Here is a 19,766-nt window from a genome sequence, read left to right on the forward strand (position 1 = left end):
AATAGCATAATCATTTTCAAATGGAGAATACGATGGAGTTGGAATCATTGCGGATTTTTTGCTCTGTCGCCAGTGAGCTGAGCGTCACCCAGGCCGCAGCCAGGTTGGGCCGTGCGCCATCCAGCGTCACCACGCGCCTCCAGCAGCTGGAAGCCGATATCGGCGCCGAATTGTTCGTGCGCACCAATAAACGCATGGCCCTGACGGCGGCCGGCGAGCGCTTTCTCGAGTATGCGCAGCGTTTGCTGGCGCTGGCGGAAGAAGCGCGGCACGTCGTCACGGGCGGGCGCGAGGGCGGCACCTTGCGCGTCGGCAGCATGGAAAGCACGGCGGCCAGCCGCTTGCCGGCCCTGCTGGCCGCATATCACGCCCGCCATCCGGCCACGCGCCTGGCGCTGAGCACGGGGCCGTCGCGCCCCCTGATCGAGCAGGTGCGCACGGGCTTGCTCGACTGCGCTTTCGTCGCCTTGCCGCCCGCGTTCGGAGGCGCCGCCGCATTGGAAGAGCTGGGCCTGGCATCGATGCCCGTGTGGCGCGAGGAACTGTGTTTGCTGCTGCCGGCCAGCGAAGGGCAGGCGCGCCGCGCTGCGGACGTGCGTACGCGCTCGTTGGCGGCGTTCCCGCAGGGCTGCACCTACCGCGGCATCGCCGAAGAGCTGCTGGGCGTGGCCGGCAGCACGCAATGGCAGGTGCAGGAGCTGAGTTCGTATCACACCATGATCGCCTGCGTGGCGGCCGGCGCCTGCGTGACCCTGCTGCCGGCCAGCGTGCTGGCGCTGTCGGACGCGCCTGCCACCTTGACAACCTTGCCCGCAGGGCAGATTGACACCGTGCTGGTGTGGCGCGCCGGATTCGACGTGCCCGCCTTTCAGCATTTGCTGGTGCAGCTCGGCGAGGCGCCGTGAACGCGCCTGCCAGGCTGCGCGCGGCCATCGCCGCGGCGGTCGTCCTCGCCATCGGCATGGGTTTCGGCCGCTTCGCCTTCACGGCCATCTACCCGCACATGGTGGGGGAAGGCGTGTTGAGCTTGCGCGACGGCAGCCTGGCCGCCTCGGCCAACTATGCCGGTTACTTGCTGGGCGCCATCCTGGCCATGCGCGCGCGGGCGCACAACGCGCACCGGCTGAGCCTGTGGTCGGTGGCCGGCACGGCGCTGTGCCTGGGCGTGCTGGCCTTGACTATGCCCGTCTGGCTCATCGTGACGGTGCGCGGCGTGGCGGGCGTGTTCAGCGCCCTGGCCATGGTGGCCGCCTCATTATGGTTGCTGGTGCAGCGCCGGCAGGCGCGCGGCGCGCCGCTGCTGTACGCGGGGGTGGGCGCCGGCATCGCCGTGTCGGCCGAATTGCTGGTGCTGGCGTCGCACCTGGGCTGGCACAGCGCCGGCATGTGGTTGCTGCTGGCCGGCGTCACCGTGCTGACGGGGCTGGCGGCCGCGCCCGCCATTGCCGCCAGCGGCCAGCCGGCGCCGGATGCGCCGGATGCGCCGGCGCAAGTTGGCGCAACCGCGCTGGCGCCCGTGGCGCCGTGGCCGCTGGTGCTGATCTACGGACTGGCGGGACTCGGCTACATCGTCACGGCCACGTATTTGCCCGTGCTGGTCGGCGCGGCCTTGCCCGGACTGAACTCCGCCCACGTGTGGGCCGTGTTCGGCCTCGGTGCGGCGCCCTCGTGTTTCATGTGGCACCGTCTGCATGTGAGATTTGGCACGCGCCAGACGCTCAGGCTCAATTTGCTGCTGCAGGCGCTGGGCGTGGCGCTGCCCGTGCTGGCGCCATCGGCCGCCGCTTACCTGCTCAGCGCCATCCTCGTCGGCGGCACGTTTGTCGGCACGGTGACCATCGCCATGCCGGCCGCGCAGCGGGCCGCCGGCAAGGCGGGCAAGTCTGGCGCCAACATGATGGCCATCATGACGGTGGTGTACGGTATCGGACAGATCATCGGCCCCGTGCTGGCCGGCAGCCTGTATGCACAGTCGCACAGTTTCAACAGCGCACTATTGGCGGCGGCTAGCGCGCTGCTGCTGGCGATTTTCGTCAGCCTGCGGCTGTAGGACGTCGTTTTAAATTCTCATTGGGAATTTTAGGACTGTTCTGATTTCGGTCAAGAAAGTCTGTCGCTACACTTCAAGTCATCACCGGTTCGCGCCAGCTGCCATGCGCATGTCGTGGCCGGTTCCTGATCTTCCTTATTGAAAGTAGCGGCTATGACAAAGCAAATACAGCAGCATTCCCCACGCGTGACGGGATTACGCAACCGGCTTCCACAGAATGCTGCAAGCGGTTTTCGCAACGCCGATCTGCTCGATGTGCTCATCGATTTTCTGGGCTTGAAGAACGATGCGGCCCTGGGGCGCGAATTGCAGGTATCGGCTCCCATCCTTTCCAAAATCAGACATGGCTCGCTGCCGGTCAGCGCCGCCATCCTCATACGCATGCACGAGGTAAGCCGGCTGAGTATTCATGAGCTGCGGGCATGCATGGGCGATCATCGCACGCGTTTCGGCATGCCCGATGACGAGGACAGCAATTAAGAGGTTTGCCGCCCGTCATTTTCTGGCGTCTTCCACTCTTTGTTCACCCATGCGTCTTAACCCAAGGAAAACTTCCGTGAAAACCATCAGCTCCCCTGTGCGTAGCGAATTTCATTGCCTGCGCGTGCTGACCTTGACGCCTGATACGGACAAGAGTGGTGCCCGATGGCTGGGCACGATGCTGAGTGCCATCAATGTTGCAGACGTAAAAAGCATCAATTCCTTGAGCTTGATTCCTTCGCTCTTGCGCGAAGGGAAGGTTGACGTGATCGTCGCGGATGTCGAACATGGTGGCTTGATGGTGCCGACTTTGCTCAAGACGCTCGATGCGGCCAATCCGCTGGCGCGTTTTCCGCATGTGCTGTGGGTGGGCCAGCCGACGCTGCTCAATTTGCTGCATGGGCAGGCCGCGGCGATGCTCGAAAAACCGGCGGTTGCCCGCATCGGCGGCTTGTCCGTGACGGCATTATTGGCGCATGCCCGGCTGGCGCATCGCGCCGGCATCAATGTAGGCATGGTCTACGGCGGCGGCAACGCCGCGTTTGCCGAGGCCTTGCGCGCCTTGCTGCTGGTCCCGTCGATCAAGCGGCAGGCAGGCTGTTTTGCGCCGCCCGACGGTCCGACGGAAGCCGATGTGATCGAAGCGTTGACGACAGGCAAGAATCTGCGCGTGATGCTGCAGCCGCAGTACGATTTGCGTACCAGGCGCATCATCGGCGCCGAGGCGCTGCTGCGCTGGAACCATCCCGGCGTTGGCGAAGTGCCGCCATCGGTGCTGATCCCCATGGTCAACCGCCTGGGCCTGCACTTGCTGTTGTTCAGCTTTATCGAGACGCGCGTGATCGACGTCCTGCTGGTGCTCAAGAGCCGCCAGGTGACCTTGCCCATCGCCCTGAATGCTTCTGCCGAAACCGTGTGTACGCCAGGTCTCGCGCAGCGGCTGGCTGAAAAGATGCAGCGGGCAGGCGTGCCGCCGCAATTGCTGAAAATTGAATTGACTGGCGATCTGCCGGTCGACGATGAACTGCTGCTGTCCGCCTCGCTCAATACGCTGCGGGCGAAAGGGTTTCCCGTTTCGCTTGATGATTTTGGGCAGGGTTCATCGACCCTGAATCTGCTGGCCAGGATGACCTTTGACGAGGTCAAGATCGATGGCGCGTTTGTGCGCGACATGAAAACCAGTGCTTCCGCGCAGGCCGTCATTACCGCGACGGTCAATCTGGCACGGCTGATGAATCTGAAAGTGGTGGCGGAAGGTATCGAAGACGCATCGTGCATCGAGGCGCTGTGCCAGCTTGGCTGCCCCACGGGGCAAGGCTATGCATTGGCGCGCCCCCTGGAGTTGCGCGACTTTTTCGCCAGCGTCAGCAATAAATAATGCGTGCCTTCGCTAATGCAATAAAAGTAACTTTATTGTGATGTGAGTCTGAAGGCGGGTAAATCGAAGCATTTTTGTTGCACAGGAGCACCTATGTTAATAAACTGCATCTCGTATGGCGGTCGTGGCACAAATAGGAGTAATCTCATCAAAAGAAACTTTTTTCATACAGCGTCCGGTTCTTGCCCATGCCTATGAAACGCTTACGTATTGCCTTGCTCGATGATCACGCCGTGGTGCGGCATGGCCTTGTGGCCCGCCTCGGCGCGGAACCGGATATCGACGTGGTGGGCGCCTACAGTACCAGCCGGGAGCTGATCGCGGGCTTGCTCGCGGCCCCGGCCGACGTCATTTTGCTCGACTATGCGCTGGGTCCGGACGAACTCGATGGCGTGTCGCTGATCCGCGCATTGCGGGCCAAATTCCCCGATTGTCCCATCCTGGTGTTGTCCACGCATCATGAGCCGGCCACGGTGGCGCTGGCCTTGCGCGTCGGCGCCCGTGGTTTTGCCGGCAAGGGCGAGGAAATGGCGGAGCTGGTCAAGGCGCTGCGCAAGGTGGTGTCGGGCGCCGTGTACCTGAGCGCCGAGATGTCCTATCGGGTGGCCGAAGCGAGCACCACCTTTGATGCGCGAGAGGGTGAGGACGGCGCGGATGCGCTGCTGCTGGGGGCGGCGCTGTCGGCGCGCGAGCGCGAGGTGATCCGCTGTTATCTGGCGGGGATGACCGTGACGGAAATCGCCGAAAAATTCAAACGCAGCATCAAGACCATCAGCTCGCAAAAGACCACCGCCTTCCGCAAGCTCGGCGTCACATCGAATAATGAACTATTCAAGATCAGGCATACCATAGGCGAAGCATGAGGCGCTGGCGCGCCGGCATCGCCGCTTTCCTGCTGGCCGTCTGCTGCATGGCGGCGCAGGGAGAGGAAAGGGCGCACGCGCTCAACGCCGCGGAGCAAGCCTGGGTGCGCGCGCATCCCGTGTTGAAGCTGGGCCTGCTGCAAAACCGGCCACCGTTTGAAATCGTCCAGCGCGGCGCGACCGGGGTTGGCATCGCCGCCGATTACATCAAAGTCATTCAACGGCATAGCGGCCTGGACTTTGACATCGTGACCTTGGCCGACACCGACAACGGCCTGGCTGCGCTGCGTGAAGGCAGGGTCGATTGCCTGCCCGCGGTGCGCAGCATCGGCACGCCGGAGCAGGTGCCCGGCATCAGTTACAGCTTGCCCTACCTGTCGACCACGGCTATTGCCGCCACGCGTGAACAGGGTGAACCTGGTGCCGATGGCATCGCATTCGATGGCAAGACCGTGGCGCTGCCGGCCGCGGAAGCTGGCCTGTTCGGTCCCTTCCTGCGTGAACGCCACGACGGCATGCGCATCGTTGTCAGTCCCACCATGCGCCAGGCGCTGGCGCTGCTGTCACAGGGCGGCGCCGACGTCGCCATCGGCAGCAAGGCGCAGCTATTGCCAAATTTAATGCGCGATGAAGGCGCAAAGCTTTATTTTTCGGAATTGCCCGTGGCGATGACGTCCGATGTGCGCATGGCGCTGCGCGATAGCGATCCCTTGCTGGTATCGATCGTGAACAAGTCGCTGGCCGCGATGACCCCGGCCCAGATCCGGCTGGTACGCCAGGATTGGCTGGGAGCGCCGGGCGATGATCACTCGGGCATGCTGTTCTCGGCGGATCACTTTGGCGAACATGTGGGCCTGGCTGTGGCCTTGCTGCTGATCCTGGCGGGCCTGGCGTACCAGGCCTACGGTGCGCACCGGCGCGCCTTGCGCAACGAGCGCCGGGCGGCCATGTTCCTGGCCGTGATGAGCCATGAAATCCGCTCGCCCATGAATGCCGTGCTGGCCGCCGTGGAATTGCTGCGCTCCACGCCCATGAATGCGGAGCAGCGTCACTTTGTCGACCTGGCCAGCAACGGCGGAAATATCCTGCTGCGTTTGCTCGACGACGTGCTCGATGTCTCCAGGCTGGAGGCGGGGCAACTGACGCTCAGCCTTGATGCCGTCGATGTCGCGGCCCTGGCCAACGACGTGGCGGCCCTGCAGCAACTGCGGGCGCGGGAGAAGGGCATTACGCTCGATGTGCCGGTGCACGCGGCGGTACCGCTGCTGATGCTGGACGAGGCCAGGCTGCTGCAGGTGCTGCACAACCTGGTCTCGAACGCCATCAAATTTACGGCAAGCGGCGGCGTCGAGATACAGATTGCCATGCTGGACGATGGGCATGGCCAGGCGCGGCTGGAAATTGCCGTTGCCGATACGGGCATCGGCATAGCCGCCGCCATGCAAGCGATCCTGTTTCGCCCGTATGTGCAGGTGGAGGGCACCTACAAACGTTCGGGCGGCACCGGGCTGGGCCTCGTCATTTGCCGTGAATTGGTGACATTGATGCAGGGCACGATCACCATCGACAGCGAGATGGGCAGGGGCACGCGCATGCTGATTTCCTTGCCTGCAGACCTGGCGCCCGGCTCCGCTGCTGCGGCCGACGTGGTCGTTGCCCGGCCCGCTCCGGTGGGGGGCGCGGCCGCGCAGCGCCTGTCCATCCTGGTCATCGAGGATGTGCCGGCCAACCAGGCCGTGTTGCGGGCCCAGCTCGCCAGCCTGGGCTGCGATGCCGACATTGCCGAGAATGGCGCCAGGGCCCTGGCCTGTTTCGGCCTGCGCGAATATGACCTGGTACTGATGGATTGCGACTTGCCCGACATCGACGGCTACAGCCTGACGGTCGAATGGCGCAGGCGCGAAGCGGACCTGGAACAGGCGCGCTGTCCGGTCATCGCGATTTCCGCCTCGACGGGCGAGGATCATGCGGAACGCTGCTTTGAAGCCGGCATGGATGGCATATTGAGCAAGCCGATCCGGTTGGCGAAACTGCAGGATATCGTCGAACTGTGGTGCGACGCGACCTTGGTACTGCATGCGCCGCCGATGGAAACCCTGGCCGTATTCGATATGCCGCAAGTGCGCGCGGCGTTCGCCAACGATATGGGCGAATTGCTGCAGGCCATGGCCATGCACGAACGGGATGGTGCGGTGCGTGCCGCGCATCGCCTGCATGGCGCCGCCCTGGCCATGCAATGGACGGAGATGGCGCAGCCGGCAGGGCAGCTCGAGAGCCTGTTGCGCGGTGCGGAAGCGCTGACCGATGCGCGCTGCGGCCAGCTCCTGCGGGAACTGGTGGCAGCTTGGCGTAGCCGCGGTCAGCATTGATTTCAATTGAAAGGAGCATCATGTTGCGCAGGATGAACAAGAATAAAAAAGAGGCCATGGGGATGCTGGCGTTGATGTTGCCGACCACCTTGCTGTTCCTGGTGTTGTCCGGCATGGATCCGGCAAAGTTGCCGCTGGCATCCCGGCCCCTGCCATTCGGCCTGCCCGCGACGCTGGGCAGTTTCCCGATAGCCGCAGTGATCTTTTACGTCAGCATGGGGTTGACGGGACTGGTGCTGGCACTGCTGCCGGCAACGCTGTCGCGCAAGAAAACCTTGCTGGCAGGCTTCCTGCTGCTGGCGGTAGCCGCGATTATGGGCCTGTATTCCCGCACGCTATTTGAACTGTGCTGCTGGAGCTTGCTGGGCGGCATAGGATGCACGATGAATATCTGTGCCTGGATCAGTATCGGGGTCACGTATTTTCCGCGCCATTGTGCGCTGGTGGTGGGACTCATGAACTGCCTGGCCGTGGCCAGTAACATCGTTGCCAGCCAATTCAGCGCCATCAACCATGCCATCAATGAAGAGGGGAAGCCGCCCCTGTTGCCCGCCCTGGCTGGCATGCTGATCCTGATCCTGCTGTATATCCTGATCTGGCATTTTTTTCAGCATATCAATACGACCGGCGAGCGGCGCTTCATCCGCCCTGAAGCGAAAAAAACGGTGGGGTCGGTCTGGTCCCCAGGCCCGTTGCTGCTGTTTCTGGCTGCCCTATGCCTGCCATTGAGCGCTGGTAACTTCGACTATCTGTATAGCGCCTACCTGCGCGAGATACTGGGCGTTCCCATCAAGACGGTACAGATGGCGATCGGCATTGTCGTGATTGGAAACTTGCTGGCACCGCTCGGTGGCTGGCTGGGGGACCGCTATGGCACCCTGAAATTGCTGTTGATTGCTCTTCCCCTCACAGCTGCTATCGGCGGTCTGATATTTTGGGGATGGCAGATTCCCCTGGGTATTCTCATGTTGCCGGTATTCCTGGTGGGCTTTGGCTTCACTGCGGTGTTCTACGTCAATATCATGGCGGCCCTGATACAAGCGGTGGAACCTCTGCAGAACATGCGGGCCGTGGGCTTGTTCTATGTCGCGTTCAACCTGGGCATTCCGCTCGCCGATCTCCTTTGCATCACTCTGAAAGAGAGGGTTGGCTGGACAACGCTGGTTTTATTGCTGCTTGTCTGCCCTTTGCTGCTGGCGACGGCTCTGGTCTGGCTGGCGCAGGCAATCTTGAAACCTGACGATCAGGCGGTGCTGCCCGGCTGACCAGCCAGCAGCCTTCATCTCGCCTGCAAGCGCCGTCTTGCAGGCGCTCCCCACAGCTTTCATCCCCGCACTGCCTCTCCATTCTCTCCAGCCACGCCGCAACGCCAGCTTGCCAGGCAGCTTGCATCCTGCGCGTGTTGTTGCCGATGTGTGCATCTATTTGCACATGTCTCATCCGGCGGCGCGGATTTTTAAGACCATTCTCATATCGACAACTACCGCGGCTCTGTAAAGTACGAATCTGCATCAACAGCCGCGTTCCTACATTAACTGGTGCGCATTTACCTTTATCTTTCAGGAGTAGTCTCAATGAAATCCCAAGTCCGTATCCTCGCCGTTCTGCTGGCCGCCGCTGTAAGCCAATCCGCTTTCGCTTCCGATGGCACGATCAATTTTGAAGGCCAACTGCTCGATTCGACTTGTACCGTGAATGTTAACGGCACGGTTGGCCCTGCTGCTGCGACCGTGACATTGCCGAAAGTCTCGGCTGCCCAGCTGAAAACGGCTGGCACCATTGCAGGTCAGACAGGTTTTAACATTACGCTGAGTGCTTGTAGCGGTACGACCACCAAGGCCGCCGCATTTTTCGAAGCGGGTGCCAACGTTGATCCACTGACCCATAATCTGAGAAATAACGACAAGAGCGTAGGTGGTGCCCAGAATGTTCAGCTGCAGCTGGTCGATGCCAATAACGGTCAGGTGATCAAGGCTGGTGATTTCTCGCAAGTTGCGAATACCAGCAAGGTCACGAAAGATGCTAGCGGCGGCGCGGTTCTGCCGTATGCCGTGCAATATATTTCCACCGGCGTTGCCGCCGCCGGTCTGGTGAAGGGTGCCGTTACCTACTCCATCACTTACGAGTAATCCACTCGCCAGGGAAGCACGTCCTCGCCGCATAGGCGGGACGCGCTTCCGGTCTACATTCTGAGGTCTTCCATGCTCCCCTATCATTCATTGCAAAGTTCGTTGTTGCTCAGTCTCGCCTTGTTGTTTTGTTCTTCCTCAATGGCCAGCGTAGTGATCACGGGCACGCGGCAGATTTATCCGGCGAAGCAAAAAGAAATCACGGTCAAGCTCAATAACGATGGCGCAGTGCCGGCGCTGGTGCAGGCGTGGGTCGATGCTGGCGATGTCGCATCGACGCCGGCGGCGGCCAAAGTGCCTTTTGTGCTGACGCCGCCGCTGGCCCGCATCGATCCGGGCAAGGGGCAGAGCCTGCGCCTGATGTTTGTCGGTCCGGCCTTGCCGGCAACGAAAGAATCGGTGTTCTGGCTGAATATGCTGGAGATCCCACCCAAGTCGCAAGACGCCGATGTGAACAGCCTGCAGATGGCGTTCCGCTCACGCGTCAAGATTTTTTACCGCCCCGAGGGACTCGCTGGCAATCCTGTCGACGCGATCGAACAAGTGCAATGGCGTGCCGTTTCTGCCAGCAGTGGCAAGGGCTTTGCCCTGGAAGCATATAACCCGTCCGCCTTTCACGTGTCGGTGGCGTCGCTGTCGCTGGTGGCCGGCGCCCAGCGCAGTGAGAGTGATGGCGGCATGGTGGCGCCAGGCGAGACGAAACAATTTGCGCTGCCCTCCCTGAAGGCCTTGCCTACCGCAGGCGCACAGGTGGAGTTTAGCGCCATCAATGATTACGGTGTCCCGATGCCGGCACGGCGTAGCCTTTCTGCGCCGGCCGCGCGGCCCGCTCCTTAAGGTTTGAATCATGAATAATCATCGCCACGTCTTCTATTATCCTCAAGCAAAGCCTGGTCCAGGCGTCAATGCGCTTGTTGGCAGTATGCTCAAGGCGGTGGCGTTCAGTTCATGTGCCTTGACCGTGCCAGCTGCACATGCGGACCAGGTCGAGTTTAATAGTGTTTTCTTGCCGGAAGGCTCGCGCAGCCTGGATCTCGCCATTTATCAAAAAGGCAATCCTGTCTTGCCGGGCACGTATCGCGCCGATATCGCCCTCAACGGCGAGCTGAGAAATCGTCAGGATATCCGCATCAATGCCAACGATGACGGCAGTAGTCCCGTGGTGTGCGTATCGCGCAAACTGCTTGAATTGCTGGGCGTGAATATATCACTGCTGTCGCCGGAAGCCATGACCTTGCTGGCAGAAGGGCAGTGTGTCGAACTGGGCAAATTGATAGCGAATGCCACGGCCGTGTTTTTGCCGGAGATTCAGCAGGTCAATATCAGCATTCCCCAGGCGTCGCTGCGGCGCAATGCGCGCGGTTATGTCAGCCCGGAACTGTGGGATAGCGGTGTCACTTCGGGCATGTTGGGTTACAACTTTAACAGCTATCACAACAAGAGTGGCGGTACGTCATTCGACTCCGCTTATCTGGGCCTCAACGGCGGCTTCAATATGGGCGGCTGGCGTTTTCGCCATAATGGCGCACTCAGCTGGCAGCAGCAGGGAGGCAGTCGTTACCAGGTGCTTGATACCTATGCGCGGCGCGACATGACGGCGCTGAAAAGCCAGCTGACACTGGGCGATGCGAATACCAGCGGGGAGATTTTCGATACCTTATCCTTCCGGGGAGCGCAACTGGCCAGCGATGACCGCATGTTGCCCAATTCCTTGCGCGGCTATGCGCCCGTGGTGCGCGGCATTGCCCGCACCAACGCGCGCGTGAGCATACGCCAGGCGGGCAATCTCCTGCTTGAAACGACGGTGGCGCCAGGCGCCTTCGTCATCGACGACATGTATGCCACGGGTTACGGTGGCGACTTGAACGTGACAGTGTCCGAAGCGGACGGTAGCGAACAGCGCTTTGTCGTGCCGTATGCGGCCGTCAGCCAGTTGCTGCGTCCGGGTTCGCTGCGCTTCGGCGCGGCGGCTGGCGTAACGCGCAATAATTTCTTGAGCAAGCAGGCGCGCGTCCTGCAGGGCACTTTGCAGTATGGTTTGAATAATAGCCTGACCGGTTACGGTGGCTTGCAGGCCAGTGAGGACTATTTGTCCCTGCTCGGCGGCGTGGCCTTTGCATTACCGATAGGCGCCGTATCCATCGATCTAAGTCACGCGCAGACGAAACTTGCCGCAGACACGGCCAAGGGCCAAAGTCTGCGCTTGTCATACAGCAAGAATGTCTTGAGCACCGGCAGTAATTTCTCGATGGCTGCTTACCGTTTTTCCACCAGCGGCTATCTGGATTTTGCCAATGCGACGCAAGTGCTCGACGCCGAACGCAATGGTTACGATTCCAATATGCAGTATAGGCCCCGCAACCGCGTGTCCTTGACCGCCGACCAGCGCCTGGGTGCGTGGGGGCAGGTCAGCATCAGCGGTTATGCACAGAATTACTGGAACCGGCCGGGCCAGGACTTGCAATATCAGCTCAGCTACAACAAGCAGGTGGGGCGCGTGAGCTACGGCATCAATGCCAATCGCAGCAAGGTATCTTATGGCGGTATGGAAAGCAGGATACAACTGACCTTGAGCATGCCGCTGGGTGGCAATGACAGTCTGTACAGGCCGCAAATGTCGGCGCAGGTATCGCGCGACACGGATGGCCGCTATGACCAGCTGGCAACGCTGAGCGGCAGCGCCGGAGAAGAACGGCAATTTAGCTATGGCGCATCAGTGAGCCGCAATGGCAGCAGCAACAGCAGCACCCTCAACGGCCAGTATACCGGGGCGCAGGCGATGGTTGGCGCCAGCGTGGGGCGCGGCACCGGCTATAGCAGTGCCTCGGTCAGCATGAGCGGCAGCGTGGTGGCCCATCCGGGCGGTGTGACCCTGACGCCGCTGCGTGGCGAAACCATCGCCGTCGTGCATGCGCCTGGTGCCGCCGGCGCCAAGGTGGCCGGCTATCCTGGCCTCAGGCTCGACGCCAGCGGCAATGCGGTCCTGCCCTATTTGCGTCCGTATGAATTGAATGAAGTGGCGATTGATCCGCAGGGCACGTCGATGGATGTCGAGCTGAGCGAAACAAGCCAGCAGGTGGCACCGCGTGATGGCGCTGTCGTATTTTTGAAGTATGGCACCAGCACGGGCCGCGCGATACTATTCAACGTGAGCTTGGCGAACGGCGAGGTGCTGGCCTTTGGTGCCACAGTGAAAGATGAGCAAGGCTTGCCGGTGGGCGTGGTGGGACAGGGCGGCCAGCTGTATGCGCGCCTGCAGGAAACTACCCGGCAGTTATCGATTTCCTGGGGCGGCAGGGCGCATGAACGTTGTACTTTGGCCATTCCCGCATCTGTCATGCAAGGCGAGGGCGGCAAGCTGCAGCAAGCCGATGCCGTGTGCGTGCCTGAGCTCATCAATGCCAAGGCGGCACCCGCCGATGAACGCAGCGCCGAACTGCTGGGCGGCACGCATACGGTTGACATATTCGTCAATGGCCAGCGCATGGAACGGCGCGACGTGGCCTTCCTGCCGGTGGCTGGAGAAAGCCGTCCCTCGCCGTGCATGAGTACAGTGGATTTGCAGGAGTATGGCGTGCAGCTGTCCAAAGAGCAGTTGCTGCTGCCGTGCCAGCAAGTGCTGGCGTCGATTCCCGGCGCCAGCTGGAGTCATGAGGCTGCTGTCCAGCGCCTCGATCTGCAAGTGCCGGCCGCATTCCTCATGGCGCGCTCGCCACGCCAGGGCCCGCAGCTGGCCGCCGCAGGCATCACGCAAAAGAGAAAGCCATAAAGCTGTGCAATGGCTGGAGCATGCCGCCATGCGGGGATGCTCCAATACAAAAAAACGGCGCGCCAGTGATGGCGCGCCGTTTTTGCTTGGGGAGCGGCCATGCCGCTCGGTGGGGATCAGTGCCGGGGATCCGTGAGTGCCCGCAGTTCGCCGATGGACAGGCCCGATGCTTCGTGCATGCGTATCAGCATGTCCGTATCGAGCGCGGCGTTTCCTCTTCTCAGCTTGCTGATCGCGAACGGCGGCACGCCCAGTTCGCGTGCCAGGCAGGCATCATTGCGCAGTCCCATGTAGGCGAGCAGGCGTTCGACGAGTGCCGCAGCATCGTGCGTGTGGACGCTTGTGCCGGCAGCCATGGCATCGGTGGTCAAGATCAGCGGTAATTGCTTCATGTCGCTCATGTCACATCGCCTTCAGTGTCATTGCCATTGCCACGGGCCTGGTCAGTTGACGCTGGATAAACTCTTCGCGCTCCATCGGGCGCGCCAGCGCATAGCCCTGGCCGATATGGCAGCCGATGCCCAGCAGGGCCGCCAGCACCGATTCGTTCTCGATGCCTTCGGCCACCAGCTTGAGGTTGAGTCTTTGTGCCAGTGAAATGAGGGTGGCGACGATGGCGTGCGAATGGGCGTTGGTTTCCATGTCGCGAATGAAGGCGCCGTCGATCTTGACTTCATCGAAAGGCATCTTGAACAGGACGTTGAAGGTGGCGGAACCGGCGCCGAAATCGTCGAGCGACAGGGGAAAGCCCTTTGCCCGCAAGGTGTTGAGGCAAGCCGACAGGCACAGTTCGTCGAGCACCGGCAAGTCTTCGGTGACTTCGACTTTCAGCAGGCGCGTCGGCAGGCAGGCATCCCACATTCTTGTGGCAAGCAGATCGGCCATGCCGGGCGTGCACACGGTATCGATCGAGGCGTTGACGGCAACCGGCACGTCGCCACCTTGACGGCGCAGGTGCTGCAACATGGCGATGACTTCCTTGACGACCAGGTCGAACAGCGGCAGATGCAGGCCGAGCCGGTTCACCATGGGAATGAGTACCGACGGCGGCACGCTGCCATGCTGTGGATGGTCCCAGCGCAGCAGCGCTTCCGCGCTGACAACGCGCCGGCTGTGCAAGTCATACTGGGGCTGGTAGACGACACGCAGCCCGTCACCCGAATGGATGGCATGGATGACGTCCGCGTCGCTGGGCACGGCGAAGGGGCGCGCCGGCAGGCGCTGCCTCATCGTGGTGGATGAAAGGGCATACACGGCTGCGCTCATGGCGATTTTCCCGACAGGTTAAGATGGACGAAGTATAGAAACTTCGGCATCCACGGAAAATCGGACTGTTCTGAAAAGCGGCGTGGCTTCAGAGATCGAATGCGCAGCGCATGAAGTCGCGCCGGATGTCGTTGATCCTGGTGAAATCGCGCGTGTAATACAGCTTGTTCGTCAGCAGCACGGCATAGCGGCCGCGCCGGGGGCTGAGCCACATCGCCGTGCCGGTAAAGCCCAGGTGGCACCAGACATCGTCTTGCGGCCCGGTGCCTGCCGCCGGATGCCAGAACAGGCCGCGCGACGGCTGCAGCGCGCCCGTCCGCACCGTCAGCGAATCGCGCACCCAGCCGGCGTCGAATACCTTGCCGTCCGGCGCCAGCATCGCCCGCAGGAAGCGCTCCAGGTCCGGTACGTTGGAAAACAGCCCGGAAATGCCGCACACGCCGCCCAGCAGCCGGGCCGAAAAATCATGCGCCACGCCGGCAAGGTGCGCACCCGCCTGCTCGCAATACTCGGTCGGCGCGACCAGCTGGCCGTGCCGGGTCGCCACAGGACCGTAGCCCGTGGCGGCCATGGCCAGCGGTTGCAGCACGTACTCGGCCAGCGCCACGTCCAGCGGCATGTCCAGCAGCCGCTCGATGACCAGGCCGAGGATCAGGGCCGCGCGGTCCGTGTATTCGACAGCTTGATCTGGTACGCCTTCCAGCGGTTCGCGCAGCACGCCGCGCACGATATCGTCGTACACCTCGCCATAGCTGGCGCGCAGGCGGGCGCGCAGCGGCAAGCCGGCCGTGTGCGTCAGCAGCTGGAAAATCGTGATGGGCGCGAGCGCGTATCCCACTGTGCCGGGCAGCAGGTCCGCCAGCCGGCTATCGAGGCGCAGGCGTTCCTGCTTGACCAACTGGCCGGTCAGCGACCAGACGCTGATGATCTTGGTCAGCGACGCGATGTCGAACAAGGTGTCGACTTGCATCGCGGCACTGGACGCTTCGGGCGTGAGCCGCCCGGCCGCGCGTGCCACGCCGTGGTCGACGCTGCCCACGGCCCAGGCCGCGCCTGGAAAAATGTGGTCACGGACGCCGGCTTCTACCAGCGCTGTCAGTTGGTCTGTGTGGTTTGCTATTGGCATGATGATTGTGCTGTGTTTATCTTGTTATTGCCTGTCGCTGCCACGCCCAGCCACCTCGCCACCGATTGCGCCACCCATTGCCCCTCGTCGAGCGGCAAGTCGTGGCCCGCATCGCCGTGGATCAGGCAATCGGCCTGCCACGCGCGGGCCAGGCGCTGCGAGCAACGGTGGTCCACCAGTCGGTCTAGCGCGCCGGCTATCACCAGCACGGGCATGGGGGGGCGGATTGCCGGGGCGCGGTAGCGGGCGGCCGACAGCAGCTGGCGCAGCGCGTTGCGGCGGCTGACCGGGTATTGCTGCTGGTAACTAAGCCAGTCGGCCAGCAGCGCGGGGTTGCCATGGGCATGCCTGCGGCTGGTCAGGCGCAGGATCAGCGCTTCCTGGCTGCCTGCGTCGCCCAGCAGCAACTGGCGCAGCAGGGCGCCATAGTTTTGCCAGCGCAAGCGTTGATGGAAGAGACTGAACGGCCGCATGCTGGTGTTGATCAGCACGCAGCGGGCGATTTCCTGCGGATAGCGATGAGCCCATTCGACGGCCACCATGCCGCCCAGGGACAGGGCCAGCAAGTGGTAGGGCGCCGGGATGCCGCGCGCCTGCAGCTCCTGGCGGCAGTCTTCCACCATGGCGGCCACGCGGGTGGCGCTGTGCTGCGCGTGGCGCGTGCCATTGCCGGGCAAGTCGGGCGTGACGATGTGGGCGCCGGGCAGGGCGCGGGCCAGGGTGGCGGGAAAGCTGCCCCAGTGGCGCTGTTCGCGCATCAGGCCGCGCAGCAGGACCCAGGTGGGCGACCCGTTCATGACTCGTACCATTGCGCCAGGGCGCGCCGGCGCTGGGCCTTGCGCAGCAAGCCCTCCGGCATCCAGCGGCCGTGGCTGCTGGCGGCGCGCATGAGGAAATCGAACCACACCAGATGCCGCCGCAGCACGCGCTGCAGGCGGTGCGCGGCCGTGGGGTTGAAGATGCTGACCCGGTTGAACAGCTGGCGCGGGTTTTTCTTGACCCAGCGCCACGAGCCCATTTCCAGGGTCAGCGGCAGGAACACGCGCCCGCTGTAGCTGGTGCCGTTCAGGTACAGATAGTCCCACAGGTCGCCATGCGTGCGGTATTGCCGGCTTTGCGGCTCGAACACATAGTTGTGGTTGGGATAGCTCTGGCTGAACAATTCTTCCAGCGCGCCGATCTCGGCCAGGTGCTCGATGGGCACCTTGGTATGCGCATGGGGAAACCAGATGCGGTCGCGCAAGCCGAAACCGGAATGGCAATCGAGGGCGATGCTGAACTGGCGCGACAGCAGTTCGCGCTCGACGAGGTCGCACACGGCCTGGCTTTCCACCTCCATCGGGCCATCCGCCGCGCCCCGGTACCAGGGCAGGCGGGCGCTGTAGCGCTGCCCACCGAGCATGAACGGCACTTTTTCGCGCGCGCTCAATGGCGCATTGCGCATCAGGTCCACGCCTTGCGGATTGCTGCGCGTCGCTTGCCACATGCCGCCCGGATTGACCAGCGGCATGAACACGAGGCGCATGGTTTCCAGCTGCTGGTGCAAGGTAGCGTCCCAGCGCAGGCGCGCGATCAGGCTTTCGAGGAACGACAGCAGCACTTGCGTGCCGATGCGTTCGAGGCCGTGGATGCCGCCGAAAAAGCCCAGCACGGGCACGTCCGGGCTGGGATTGCCCATGGCGATCGAGTACACGGGAAATTCGCGCCCATCCATGGCGATGCTGCAGGGCGCGGCCACTTCCAGGTGGCTGCCGCCCTCGTCGATGAGGCGCTTCAGCATGACCAGCTCGGGCAGATTCTTTTCGATCATCAGGCGTCTGAAAGGGAAAGTAGCAGCCAGTGTAGCCGAAATAAGCGCCACGTCCGACGTCCCGCATGGCGAAATTTATTGATGGCAAGCATGTCACGAAGCCGTCATTTTTTGTGTGTAGGCTATTGCAGTTGATACAAGAATTGTTACTTGGCAATCACTTGTTGCCACGCAGTTTTCCCCTCACACGATAGCGACTCGATAGCGATATGACAGGCAGCCCGGCATCCGTCCATGTGCTTGCGCTGGCGGGATACCTGGTACTGCTGGGTTTCTTGGCCACGGTGGGGCCCGTGCGGGCGCAGCCGGCCGATGGCGCCGTGTTGCAGTTCGATATCGGCGCGCAAAACCTGGGCGACGCGCTCGATATGTACAGCCGCCGCACGGGCGTCGCCGTGCTGATGGACCAGCGCTACGCGCAGCGCCAGTCGGCCGCCGTGCGCGGCCCGTATGCGGCGGGTGCGGCCCTGCAAGTCTTGCTGGAAGGCACGGGCCTGCTATCGCGCCTGTCCGACGCGCAAGCCGTCATCGTGTATGCCCCGGCCGCTGGCGATTTGCCGCAAGTCAGCGTCGTGGCCGCCGCCGACATCCCGGGCGCCACGCAGGGCGGCGGCGACCATGCGGCCTATGTCAGCCGCTTGCAGCATGTGCTGCTGGGACTGCTGTGCCGCGCGGCGCAGACGCGTCCCGGCGGCTACCGTCTCGCGCTGCAACTGTATCTGAACCGTGCCGGCGTGGTGGACCGCGTGCACCTGCTCGACAGCACGGGTTTGCGCGCGCGCGACACGGCCATCGCGCGGGTAGTGCTGGGCATGCGCGTGGGCGCCGCGCCGCTGCCCTCGATGCCGCAGCCCGTTTCCATCCTGCTGCTGCCGCAAGGGCCGGGCAGCGAAGTCGATTGCGCCCCCAAGACCATGTCCGCGCCATGAGCATGCCCGACCTGCGCACCAAGCTCAAACGCCACCTCAGTTCGCGCTACGCCGTGCTGCGCTGGCGTCTTGAGCGCGTCGTCGGCTGCAAGCACCATGCGGCCGATGCGCTGCAGGAAACCTGGCTGCGCCTCGAAGCGATGGTGGCGCCGGGACCGGCCGCCGCGCCCGTCCACAATCCCGACGCCTATCTGCTGCGCATGGCGGCCAATATCGCCACCGATGCCTACCGCCGCGACCGCATCATCGTCACCGAGCGCGAACGCGAAGAGCTGATGGGCATGGCTGACGAACCCGGCGACGACATCAGCGACCCCGCGCGCATCGTCTCGGCGCGGCTCGACGTGCAGGCGCTCGACGCGGCCCTGGCGGCCCTGTCGCCGCGCCGCCGCGCCATCCTGACGGCGGCGCGCATCGACGGCATGCTCAATGCGGACATTGCCGAACGCTTCGGCATTTCTGTGGCGATGGTGAAGAAAGAATTGCAGGCCGCCCTGCAACACTGTAAAACGTGCATGGCCGACGCCGATGCGGCCCAGCGCAGCGATGTGTCGGGCCGGCGTAAATATTGATGAATCCCATGACTGCTCCCGACCGCGATCCACGCGCCCCTTCCCATACTGCCAACAGCGAGGCTGACATCGGCCGGCAAGCCGCTGCCTGGTGGGCGCGGCTGCGTGCCGACGATTTTACGCAAGCCGACGCCGACGCCTTGCGCGCCTGGTGCGCGCTTAGCCCCGACCATGCGCGCGCCTGGCGCGAGCTCAAGCAAGTGTGGCAGGCGCTCGACCCCGCCTTGACCCGCGCCGCCGCACCGCAGCAGGCGGCCGTGCTGGCGTTCCCGGTGCGGCCCGGACGCCGTGCTTTTCTCGGTGGCGCGCTGGCGGCCGGCGTGGCCGTGCTGGCCTTGCGCCCGCCCTTGGGCGCCTGGCCGTCGCTGCAGGAACTGAGCGCCGACTACCGCACGGGCACGGGCGAGCAGCGGCAAGTGGCCCTGTCGCGGCAGATGACGGTGCAGATGAATACGCAGACGCGCATTAACGTGCGGGCGCCGGAAGCGATCGAACTGCTGGGCGGCGAAGCGGAAATCGTTGCCAGCGGCGCGCGCCAGCCCGTATCGGTGGTGGCGGGTGCCGGGCGTTTATTGGCGCAGTCGGCCCGCTTCAATGTGCGCCACACGGACGACGCCGTGTGCGTCACCTGTCTGGCGGGTGCCGTGGACGTGGTCTGGCAGCAGCGCCGCCAGACTCTCGACGCGGGGCAGCAACTGGTCTACGACGAGCGGGGCGTGCAGGCGGCCACGGCCGCGCCGGCAGAGGAAGCCAGCGCGTGGCGCACGGGTGCGCTGTCGTTTGCCGGCCAGCCGCTGTCCCGCGTGGTCGATGAAATCAACCGCTACCGTCCGGGCAGGGTCGTATTGCGCAATGCGGAACTGGGCCGGCGCCTCGTGCGCATGCGCTTTTCCATCACCCAGATGGATGGCGCGCTGGCGATGATACGCGACTTGACTGGGGCGCAAATGACCAGCCTGCCAGGCGGCATCGTGCTGCTCAGCTGAAGTGCGGCGCGTGCCAGGGTGCGCCGCAAAAAATATTTT

The 19,766-nt window shown here is 63.2% G+C and carries 18 protein-coding genes; 13 read left to right on the forward strand and 5 right to left on the reverse strand.

The features are described from left to right. The first annotated feature begins 32 nt into the window (after positions 1-32). The 10 genes from SKZ59_RS23665 (at position 33) to SKZ59_RS23710 (ending at position 13,038) form a co-directional block, all read left to right on the forward strand. A complete protein-coding gene (locus SKZ59_RS23665; RefSeq protein ID WP_319993118.1) occupies positions 33-905 on the forward strand; it encodes a LysR substrate-binding domain-containing protein in 873 nt (290 codons plus the stop codon). After that, positions 902-2,050 (forward strand): YbfB/YjiJ family MFS transporter, encoded by a 1,149-nt coding sequence (locus tag SKZ59_RS23670; RefSeq protein WP_319993119.1) that lies wholly within the window; start codon positions 902-904, stop codon positions 2,048-2,050. Before SKZ59_RS23665 ends, SKZ59_RS23670 begins: the two co-directional genes overlap by 4 nt. Before the next feature lie 153 nt (positions 2,051-2,203). After that, complete coding sequence (locus SKZ59_RS23675; RefSeq protein WP_319993120.1) at positions 2,204-2,530, forward strand: hypothetical protein; 327 nt, start codon at positions 2,204-2,206, stop codon at positions 2,528-2,530. Between the two features lie 76 nt (positions 2,531-2,606). After that, a complete protein-coding gene (locus SKZ59_RS23680; protein WP_319993121.1) occupies positions 2,607-3,908 on the forward strand; it encodes an EAL domain-containing protein in 1,302 nt (433 codons plus the stop codon). 194 nt (positions 3,909-4,102) lie between these two features. Then, the gene (locus SKZ59_RS23685) at positions 4,103-4,771 is read left to right on the forward strand and encodes a response regulator transcription factor (RefSeq protein WP_099403428.1); all 669 of its coding nucleotides are present in this window, start codon (positions 4,103-4,105) and stop codon (positions 4,769-4,771) included. Continuing rightward, positions 4,768-7,140 (forward strand): ATP-binding protein, encoded by a 2,373-nt coding sequence (locus SKZ59_RS23690; protein ID WP_319993122.1) that lies wholly within the window; start codon positions 4,768-4,770, stop codon positions 7,138-7,140. Before SKZ59_RS23685 ends, SKZ59_RS23690 begins: the two co-directional genes overlap by 4 nt. Before the next feature lie 20 nt (positions 7,141-7,160). Next, positions 7,161-8,405, forward strand: coding sequence for an MFS transporter (locus SKZ59_RS23695; RefSeq protein WP_319993123.1), 1,245 nt, complete (start codon positions 7,161-7,163; stop codon positions 8,403-8,405). Between the two features lie 309 nt (positions 8,406-8,714). Continuing rightward, positions 8,715-9,269: a fimbrial protein gene (locus tag SKZ59_RS23700; protein ID WP_278318765.1), complete on the forward strand. Its 555-nt coding sequence runs from the start codon at positions 8,715-8,717 to the stop codon at positions 9,267-9,269. A gap of 141 nt (positions 9,270-9,410) precedes the next feature. Then, on the forward strand, positions 9,411-10,106 hold the full coding sequence (locus tag SKZ59_RS23705; protein ID WP_319993124.1) for a molecular chaperone: 696 nt from the start codon (positions 9,411-9,413) through the stop codon (positions 10,104-10,106). 124 nt (positions 10,107-10,230) lie between these two features. Continuing rightward, positions 10,231-13,038, forward strand: coding sequence for a fimbria/pilus outer membrane usher protein (locus SKZ59_RS23710; RefSeq protein WP_319993125.1), 2,808 nt, complete (start codon positions 10,231-10,233; stop codon positions 13,036-13,038). A 116-nt stretch (positions 13,039-13,154) separates the two neighbouring features. Here the strand turns inward: SKZ59_RS23710 and SKZ59_RS23715 are convergent, their stop codons facing one another. The 5 genes from SKZ59_RS23715 to SKZ59_RS23735 all read right to left on the reverse strand — a co-directional run bounded on the left by SKZ59_RS23715 (position 13,155) and on the right by SKZ59_RS23735 (position 17,240). Then, complete coding sequence (locus SKZ59_RS23715) at positions 13,155-13,439, reverse strand: hypothetical protein (RefSeq protein ID WP_319993126.1); 285 nt, start codon at positions 13,437-13,439, stop codon at positions 13,155-13,157. A gap of 1 nt (position 13,440) precedes the next feature. Beyond that, positions 13,441-14,304, reverse strand: a complete 864-nt coding sequence (locus SKZ59_RS23720) for an EAL domain-containing protein (RefSeq protein ID WP_319993127.1) — start codon at positions 14,302-14,304, stop codon at positions 13,441-13,443. 88 nt (positions 14,305-14,392) lie between these two features. Then, positions 14,393-15,430 (reverse strand): serine hydrolase domain-containing protein, encoded by a 1,038-nt coding sequence (locus SKZ59_RS23725; RefSeq protein ID WP_319993128.1) that lies wholly within the window; start codon positions 15,428-15,430, stop codon positions 14,393-14,395. Next, positions 15,421-16,227, reverse strand: a complete 807-nt coding sequence (locus SKZ59_RS23730) for an alpha/beta hydrolase (RefSeq protein ID WP_319993129.1) — start codon at positions 16,225-16,227, stop codon at positions 15,421-15,423. The genes SKZ59_RS23725 and SKZ59_RS23730 overlap by 10 nt, the downstream gene beginning before the upstream one ends. After that, positions 16,224-17,240, reverse strand: coding sequence for a M14 family zinc carboxypeptidase (locus tag SKZ59_RS23735; RefSeq protein WP_319993130.1), 1,017 nt, complete (start codon positions 17,238-17,240; stop codon positions 16,224-16,226). The genes SKZ59_RS23730 and SKZ59_RS23735 overlap by 4 nt, the downstream gene beginning before the upstream one ends. Positions 17,241-17,449: 209 nt before the next feature. On the opposite strand from SKZ59_RS23735, the gene SKZ59_RS23740 reads away from it, so the two are divergent. Genes SKZ59_RS23740 through SKZ59_RS23750 form a run of 3 tightly spaced genes read left to right on the forward strand, consistent with a single transcriptional unit; the run spans position 17,450 to position 19,727 of the window. Next, positions 17,450-18,169, forward strand: a complete 720-nt coding sequence (locus tag SKZ59_RS23740) for a hypothetical protein (RefSeq protein ID WP_319993131.1) — start codon at positions 17,450-17,452, stop codon at positions 18,167-18,169. Next, positions 18,166-18,741 carry an RNA polymerase sigma factor gene (locus tag SKZ59_RS23745; protein ID WP_139143524.1) on the forward strand — a complete coding sequence of 192 codons (576 nt, stop codon included), beginning with the start codon at positions 18,166-18,168 and terminating at the stop codon, positions 18,739-18,741. The genes SKZ59_RS23740 and SKZ59_RS23745 overlap by 4 nt, the downstream gene beginning before the upstream one ends. An 8-nt stretch (positions 18,742-18,749) precedes the next feature. Continuing rightward, entirely contained in the window at positions 18,750-19,727 is a 978-nt protein-coding gene (locus SKZ59_RS23750) for a FecR family protein (protein ID WP_319993132.1), read from the forward strand. Positions 19,728-19,766: the final 39 nt, after the last annotated feature.

Source organism: Janthinobacterium sp. GMG2 (assembly GCF_033949445.1).
Classification (GTDB): domain Bacteria; phylum Pseudomonadota; class Gammaproteobacteria; order Burkholderiales; family Burkholderiaceae_D; genus Janthinobacterium; species Janthinobacterium aestuarii.

Excerpts from the sequence above, each read along its gene's own strand:
- SKZ59_RS23685 (WP_099403428.1), top strand. The coding sequence starts at position 4,103 with ATGAAACGCTTACGTATTGCCTTGCTCGATGATCACGCCGTGGTGCGG.
- SKZ59_RS23730 (WP_319993129.1), bottom strand. The coding sequence starts at position 16,227 with ATGAACGGGTCGCCCACCTGGGTCCTGCTGCGCGGCCTGATGCGCGAA.
- SKZ59_RS23750 (WP_319993132.1), top strand. The coding sequence starts at position 18,750 with ATGACTGCTCCCGACCGCGATCCACGCGCCCCTTCCCATACTGCCAAC.
- SKZ59_RS23690 (WP_319993122.1), top strand. The coding sequence starts at position 4,768 with ATGAGGCGCTGGCGCGCCGGCATCGCCGCTTTCCTGCTGGCCGTCTGC.
- SKZ59_RS23740 (WP_319993131.1), top strand. The coding sequence starts at position 17,450 with ATGACAGGCAGCCCGGCATCCGTCCATGTGCTTGCGCTGGCGGGATAC.
- SKZ59_RS23745 (WP_139143524.1), top strand. The coding sequence starts at position 18,166 with ATGAGCATGCCCGACCTGCGCACCAAGCTCAAACGCCACCTCAGTTCG.
- SKZ59_RS23725 (WP_319993128.1), bottom strand. The coding sequence starts at position 15,430 with ATGCCAATAGCAAACCACACAGACCAACTGACAGCGCTGGTAGAAGCC.
- SKZ59_RS23720 (WP_319993127.1), bottom strand. The coding sequence starts at position 14,304 with ATGAGCGCAGCCGTGTATGCCCTTTCATCCACCACGATGAGGCAGCGC.
- SKZ59_RS23695 (WP_319993123.1), top strand. The coding sequence starts at position 7,161 with ATGTTGCGCAGGATGAACAAGAATAAAAAAGAGGCCATGGGGATGCTG.
- SKZ59_RS23735 (WP_319993130.1), bottom strand. The coding sequence starts at position 17,240 with ATGATCGAAAAGAATCTGCCCGAGCTGGTCATGCTGAAGCGCCTCATC.
- SKZ59_RS23715 (WP_319993126.1), bottom strand. The coding sequence starts at position 13,439 with ATGAGCGACATGAAGCAATTACCGCTGATCTTGACCACCGATGCCATG.
- SKZ59_RS23705 (WP_319993124.1), top strand. The coding sequence starts at position 9,411 with ATGGCCAGCGTAGTGATCACGGGCACGCGGCAGATTTATCCGGCGAAG.
- SKZ59_RS23665 (WP_319993118.1), top strand. The coding sequence starts at position 33 with ATGGAGTTGGAATCATTGCGGATTTTTTGCTCTGTCGCCAGTGAGCTG.
- SKZ59_RS23700 (WP_278318765.1), top strand. The coding sequence starts at position 8,715 with ATGAAATCCCAAGTCCGTATCCTCGCCGTTCTGCTGGCCGCCGCTGTA.
- SKZ59_RS23675 (WP_319993120.1), top strand. The coding sequence starts at position 2,204 with ATGACAAAGCAAATACAGCAGCATTCCCCACGCGTGACGGGATTACGC.